The 6,658-nt window shown below is 57.3% G+C and carries 6 protein-coding genes; 4 read left to right on the forward strand and 2 right to left on the reverse strand.

Annotated elements, in window-relative coordinates:
• The 4 genes from tauA to tauD all read left to right on the forward strand — a co-directional run.
• A partial coding sequence (gene tauA / locus HP459_RS20095; protein ID WP_171936713.1) for a taurine ABC transporter substrate-binding protein occupies window positions 1-859 on the forward strand: 859 nt, incomplete at its 5' end.
• A 10-nt stretch (window positions 860-869) separates the two neighbouring features.
• Window positions 870-1,637, forward strand: a complete 768-nt coding sequence (gene tauB, locus HP459_RS20100) for a taurine ABC transporter ATP-binding subunit (RefSeq protein ID WP_022647194.1) — start codon at window positions 870-872, stop codon at window positions 1,635-1,637.
• Complete coding sequence (tauC, locus tag HP459_RS20105) at window positions 1,634-2,461, forward strand: taurine ABC transporter permease TauC (RefSeq protein WP_022647195.1); 828 nt, start codon at window positions 1,634-1,636, stop codon at window positions 2,459-2,461. The genes tauB and tauC overlap by 4 nt, the downstream gene beginning before the upstream one ends.
• Window positions 2,458-3,309: a taurine dioxygenase gene (gene tauD, locus HP459_RS20110; RefSeq protein ID WP_023305554.1), complete on the forward strand. Its 852-nt coding sequence runs from the start codon at window positions 2,458-2,460 to the stop codon at window positions 3,307-3,309. Before tauC ends, tauD begins: the two co-directional genes overlap by 4 nt.
• A 69-nt stretch (window positions 3,310-3,378) precedes the next feature.
• Here the strand turns inward: tauD and HP459_RS20115 are convergent, their stop codons facing one another.
• Entirely contained in the window at window positions 3,379-5,103 is a 1,725-nt protein-coding gene (locus tag HP459_RS20115) for a lysophospholipid acyltransferase family protein (RefSeq protein ID WP_063149383.1), read from the reverse strand.
• A gap of 125 nt (window positions 5,104-5,228) precedes the next feature.
• Window positions 5,229-6,203, reverse strand: coding sequence for a porphobilinogen synthase (gene hemB / locus HP459_RS20120; protein ID WP_003859169.1), 975 nt, complete (start codon window positions 6,201-6,203; stop codon window positions 5,229-5,231).
• Window positions 6,204-6,658: the final 455 nt, after the last annotated feature.

Here is a 6,658-nt window from a genome sequence, read left to right on the forward strand (position 1 = left end):
GGCGAAAGTCGCGCAGGCGGATAACACCTTCGCCAAAGCGAGCGGGGCGAACGTCAACTGGCGCAAGTTCGACAGCGGCGCGGCAATTGTGCGGGCGTTAGCCTCGGGCGACGTGCAGATTGGCAACCTGGGTTCCAGCCCGCTGGCCGTTGCCGCCAGCCAGCAGGTGCCGATTGAAGTCTTCCTGCTGGCATCGCAGCTCGGAAATTCCGAAGCGCTGGTGGTGAAGAAAAGCATCACGAAACCCGAAGATTTGATTGGCAAACGCATCGCGGTGCCGTTTATCTCCACCACGCATTACAGCCTGCTGGCAGCGCTGAAACACTGGGGTATTAAGCCGGGCCAGGTGCAGATCATCAACCTGCAACCTCCAGCGATTATTGCCGCCTGGCAGCGTGGCGACATTGACGGAGCATACGTCTGGGCGCCCGCCGTCAACGAGCTGGAAAAAGATGGCACCGTGCTGACCGACTCCGAAAAAGTGGGGCAATGGGGGGCGCCAACACTTGATGTCTGGGTCGTTCGTAAGGACTTTGCCGAAAAACACCCTGAAGTGGTGAAAGCCTTCGCCAAAAGCGCCATCGACGCCCAGCAGCCTTACATCAGCAATCCGGATGAATGGCTGAAACAGCCCGCCAACCTGGAGAAACTCTCACGTCTGAGCGGCGTGCCGGAAGCTGACGTGCCGGGGCTGGTGAAAGGCAACACCTATCTGACACCTGCGCAGCAGGTCCAGCAGCTGAACGGGCCGGTGAGCAAAGCGATTGTCGACACTGCGACGTTCCTGAAAGAGCAGGGCAAAGTGCCTGCGGTAGCAGCGGATTACAGCCGGTTCGTGACCGACCGCTTTGTGAAATAAGGGGGCTGCGATGCTGAACATTACCAACCTGTCTGCCGATTACGGCGGCAAACCCGCCCTGAAAGAGATCAACCTGACGCTGGACAGCGGTGAACTGCTGGTCGTACTGGGGCCGTCAGGCTGCGGGAAAACGACGCTGCTGAACCTGATCGCCGGGTTTGTACCGTATCAGCACGGCACGATCCAACTCGAAGGAAAACGGGTAACGGGGCCGGGCGCAGAGCGCGGCGTGGTCTTCCAGAACGAAGGGCTACTTCCGTGGCGAAACGTGCAGGAAAACGTTGCGTTTGGTCTGCAACTGGCCGGCGTAGCGCGTGAACAGCGTCTGAATACGGCGCGCGACATGTTGAAAAAGGTCGGGCTGGAGGGGGCTGAAAAACGCTTTATCTGGCAGCTTTCAGGCGGGCAGCGTCAGCGCGTCGGGATTGCCCGTGCGCTGGCGGCTAACCCTCAGCTGCTGTTGCTGGACGAACCTTTCGGGGCGCTGGATGCCTTTACCCGTGAGCAGATGCAAACCCTGCTGCTGCGCCTGTGGCACGAAACCGGCAAGCAGGTGCTGTTAATCACCCACGATATCGAAGAGGCCGTGTTTATGGCGACGGAGCTGGTGCTGCTCTCACCGGGACCGGGACGCGTGCTGGAGCGTCTGCCGCTTGAGTTTGCCCGGCGCTATGTGGCGGGAGAGCCAGTACGCAGCATTAAATCAGACCCGCTATTTATCGAAAAACGGGAATACATCCTGAGCCGTGTGTTTGAACAGCGGGAGGCGTTCTCATGAGCATTGTCTTCAGTGAAAAAACGCGGCGGACGCGCCGTGCCTTACGCTGGCCTTTCTCTCGCCAGCTCACCTTAAGCGTCAGCACGCTGGTGGTGTTGCTGGCGGTATGGTGGGCGGTTGCCGCGCAGCAGTGGATCAGCCCGCTGTTTCTGCCCCCGCCAGGCCAGGTTCTGGAAAAACTGATCGCCATCGCCGGACCGCAGGGCTTTATGGATGCCACCCTCTGGCAGCATTTAGGCGCCAGTCTGACGCGTATTCTGGTGGCGCTGCTGGCGGCGGTCATTATTGGCGTTCCGGTGGGGATTGCGATGGGACTGAGCCCGACGGTGCGCGGCATTCTCGACCCGCTGATAGAGCTTTACCGTCCCGTACCGCCGCTGGCTTATCTGCCCCTGATGGTGATCTGGTTTGGCATCGGCGAGACGTCAAAGATCTTACTGATATATCTGGCTATTTTTGCGCCGGTAGCAATGTCGGCCCTGGCTGGCGTAAAGAGTGCGCAGCAGGTACGCATACGTGCGGCGCAGTCGCTCGGCGCCAGCCGCGCGCAGGTACTGCTGTTCGTCATTTTACCAGGTGCGCTGCCGGAGATATTGACCGGGTTGCGCATCGGCCTTGGGGTGGGCTGGTCAACGCTGGTGGCGGCAGAGCTGATTGCCGCCACGCGCGGCCTTGGGTTTATGGTGCAGTCGGCGGGAGAGTTCCTGGCGACTGACGTGGTACTGGCAGGGATCGCGGTCATCGCCGCGATCGCCTTTGGATTAGAACTGGGACTGCGCACGCTACAGCGTCGCCTGACGCCCTGGCATGGAGAAATACAATGAGTGAACGTCTGACGATTATCCCGCTGGGGCCGTACATTGGCGCGCAGGTGTCGGGCCTGGACGTAACCCGTCCGCTGAGCGATAACCAGTTTGAGCAGCTGTACCACGCGGTGCTGCGCCATCAGGTGGTGTTCCTGCGCGAGCAGGCCATCACCCCGCAACAGCAGCGCGCGCTGGCCCTGCGTTTTGGCGACCTGCATATCCACCCGGTCTACCCGCATGCGGAAGGGGTGGAGGAAATTATCGTGCTGGACACTCATAACGATAACCCGCCCGATAATGACAACTGGCATACGGATGTTACCTTTATCGACACACCGCCAGCCGGGGCGATTCTGGCAGCAAAACTACTGCCAGAGACCGGCGGCGATACGCTGTGGGCGAGCGGCATTGCGGCGTTTGAGGCGCTCTCCGCGCCGTTCCAGACCTTGCTAAGTGGCCTGCGGGCGGAGCATGATTTTAAAAAATCGTTCCAGGAGTATAAGTACCGTAAAACGGAAGAGGAGCACCAGCGCTGGCTGGATGCGGTCGCAAAACATCCGCCGCTGTTGCACCCGGTGGTGCGTACCCATCCGGTGACCGGCAAGCAGGCGCTGTTTGTGAACGAAGGGTTTACCTCGCGCATTGTGGACGTAACGGAAAAAGAGAGCGAGGCGCTGCTCAGCTTCCTGTTTGCGCATATCACGAAACCGGAGTTTCAGGTGCGCTGGCGCTGGCAGGAGAACGATCTGGCGATCTGGGATAACCGCGTCACGCAGCATTACGCCAATGCGGATTACCTGCCGCAGCGAAGGATTATGCAGCGGGCGACGATTTTGGGGGATAAGCCGTTCTACCGTGCGGTTTGAGCCCCTCACCCTAACCCTCCCCCCAAAGGGGCGAGGGGGCTGACCGGTGCGGTTTTCACCCTCTCCCTTTTAGGGAGAGGGCAGGGGTGAGGGTATTAAGTGCGCCTCTATATACCGCTGATAGCGGTTCGCCTTCAGATAACACAGATCCACCAGCACCAGCCCGTCGATACAGTTATTGAACGCCGGATCGCTGCCGAAATCGATAAACTGCACGCCGCCTGGCTCGCATAGCTCGGAATATTGTTTATAAAGCGGCGGAATACCGCAGCCCAGATTGCCGAGCAGGGATTTGAGCTTTGTCAGGTCATCCACGTAATCCACCCCGCTAAATTGCGCCAGCACGTCCGGGAGTGACGCCGGGTAGGGTTGACGCGAGGCGGCTAACGGGTGGCTGGCCGGAAACCAGAGACGATAAAACGCGACCAGCAGATCCCGGGCGGCAGGCGGTAAGCCGCCGGAGATGGACACCGGACCAAACAGGTAACGGTAATGTGGATAGCGCGCCAGATAGGCGCCAATGCCTGACCACAGGTAGTCCAGACCGCGACGTCCCCAGTAGCGCGGCTGTATAAAGCTGCGCCCCAGCTCAATGCCGTGCTCCAGTATGTCCTGCATTTTTTCGTCGTAGTGGAACAGGCTGTAACTGTACAATCCCTCGACGCCGCACTTTTCCACCTGCATGGCCGTTGGCATAAAGCGGTACGCGCCGACAATCTCGAGGTCATCATCATCCCACAGAATAAGGTGCAGATAGTCATCATCGTAGCTGTCGGTATCCCGGCGCTTTCCGCTGCCTTCCTCCACGGCGCGAAAGGCAATCTCGCGCAGTCGCCCCAGCTCGCGCAGCAGAGGCACCTCTTCCTGCCCGTTGCGCTGCCACAAATAGATGGTTTTACCATCGCTGGTTTTGCCCAGACATTCGGCCTGCGCCAGCTCCCGCTTCAGCGTGGCCCTGTCTTCCGGGCGGGCAATGGCGCACTGGGTTTTAAAGACGCCAGGCAATCCCTTGCCAAGTCGTATCACGTGCTGACGGCACTGCTCGGCCATCTCACGCGATGAAAGGGTAGAGCTAAACCGATCATTCCAGGCAATCTGCTGGCCGATTTTGATCGGCAGCTGGCTGTGGCGGCGGCGAAACATCTGTTGCATCAGCAGCAGCAGGGATACCGTCGGCGATACCAGGGTGCTGGCATAAAACAGCAGGCTGTTGTGGGCCTGAATATGTACCGGTAGCAGCGGTACCCGTAGTTTGCTGGCCAGCTTGATAAAGCCCGGATGCCACTTTTTATCGCGGATGCCTTTACGCGTTGGGCGGGAGACTTCGCCCGCCGGGAAGAAGATCAGCACGCCGGCGTTTTGCAGGTGCTGCTCCATCTGCACCAGAGATGCTTTTGCGGTTCTGCCGCCCATATTGTCCACGGGGATAAACAACGAGCTGAGGGGCTCAAGGTGAGACAGCATCCGGTTGGTGACAACCTTGACGTCCCGGCGCACGCGCGAAACGGCGTACAGTAGCGCCAGCCCATCCAGGGTGCCCGTCGGGTGGTTCGCTATCACAATGAGTGGGCCGTGTTCGGGGATTTGTTCGAGGTCTCGGGCGGAAATGGTGCAGAGAATATCAAGGTGTTCCAGAACCTGCTCTACCATATCCAGCCCTTTCAGGTGACGGTGGCTGGCGGCAAACTGCTGAAATTCGTCTTCGTGGAGCAGTCTTTTTAACAGACTTTTTTGCCAGGGTGCGGGCCTCGCCTGAGGCCAAAGGTCATCAAGAACGCTGTCGAGACTAAACATTGATCACTCCTCCTGCCGTCTTGCCCAGACAGTAGAAGGAGGAGATGTCGGTTGTATTGCAGTTTAGTGAAGATTCGCGCAGAGAGTAGGCCGGGTATGGCGAAGCCACCCGGCGCTAAAGCGGATTAACGCAGAATTTTCTTCTCAGCCAGATCCAACGCGAAGTAGCTGAAGATTAGATCCGCGCCCGCGCGTTTGATCGCACCCAGGCTTTCGAGGATCACTTTCTCTTCGTCGATGGCACCCGCCTGCGCGGCGAATTTGATCATCGCGTACTCGCCGCTCACCTGGTATGCGCCCAGCGGCAGTTCGGTGCGTTCGCGAATGTCGCGCAGGATATCCAGATACGCGCCGGCCGGTTTCACCATCAGACAGTCTGCGCCCTGTGCTTCATCGAGCAGAGATTCACGAATCGCTTCGCGGCGGTTCAGCGGGTTCATCTGATAGGTTTTACGATCGCCCTTCAGCGCCGTGCCCGCCGCTTCACGGAACGGGCCGTAGAAGGAGGAGGCGAATTTGGTGGAGTAGGACATGATGGCGGTGTCGGTAAAGCCTGCCGCATCCAGCGCATGACGAATAGCCTGAACCTGACCATCCATTGCCGCAGAAGGTGCAATGAAATCCGCACCTGCGGCGGCGGCAACCACCGCCTGCTTGCCCAGATTCAGCAGGGTCGCATCGTTGTCCACGCCGTGATCGCACAGCACACCGCAGTGGCCATGAGAGGTGTATTCGCAGAAGCAGGTATCGGACATGACGATCATCTCCGGCACACTCTCTTTGCAGATGCGCGACATGCGTGCCACGAGACCGTCTTCTTTCCATGCATCACTGCCGGTTGCGTCAGTGTGGTGGGAGATACCGAACGTCATCACCGAGCGGATGCCCGCATTCGCAATGCGTTCGATCTCGCGGGCCAGATGCTTTTCAGGAATGCGCATCACGCCCGGCATCGCGTCGATGGCTTTGTAGTCATCGATCTCTTCTTCAACAAAAATCGGCAACACCAGATCGTTTAAGGTCAGTGTTGTCTCTTCAAACATGGCGCGCAGTGCGGGTGACTTGCGCAGGCGACGGGGACGAGCAATTAAATCGGTCATGGTATGCCTGATGTTTGTGGAACAAAGAGGCTTAGTGTACCTGAAAGCGGAGAGTGGTGTTTTACTAAAGTTGTCTTTTAGATTTTCGAAATCGATTAATATACGCTACATGTATTTTGTATATATTATAAATCTTATTATGGTGTCCAGAGTGGTATGTGATATTGGTGAGGCTTCTATATTGGTTTGGGATTATAAATATAAATGATTTATTGCTTTTCATTATATGTGTCGAAGCAACTAAAGTAGTTTGCAATCAGTTGAATTTATAATATTTATTCATAATGATTGATATTGCCCTGGGTTTATAAGCTTATTTGTCTGAATACGGACTTAATGGAATCATTCATTGAACCTTTTCGAAGTGAAACTGCATAATTCCTTCCGCAATTAAACGTTGCCAAATGATTTGATGGACAAACTTGCTTACGTCCCTGAGGAGGGATGACCCAATG

Origin of the sequence: Enterobacter sp. CM29, assembly GCF_013179605.1 — a bacterium.
Taxonomy (GTDB): domain Bacteria; phylum Pseudomonadota; class Gammaproteobacteria; order Enterobacterales; family Enterobacteriaceae; genus Enterobacter; species Enterobacter intestinihominis.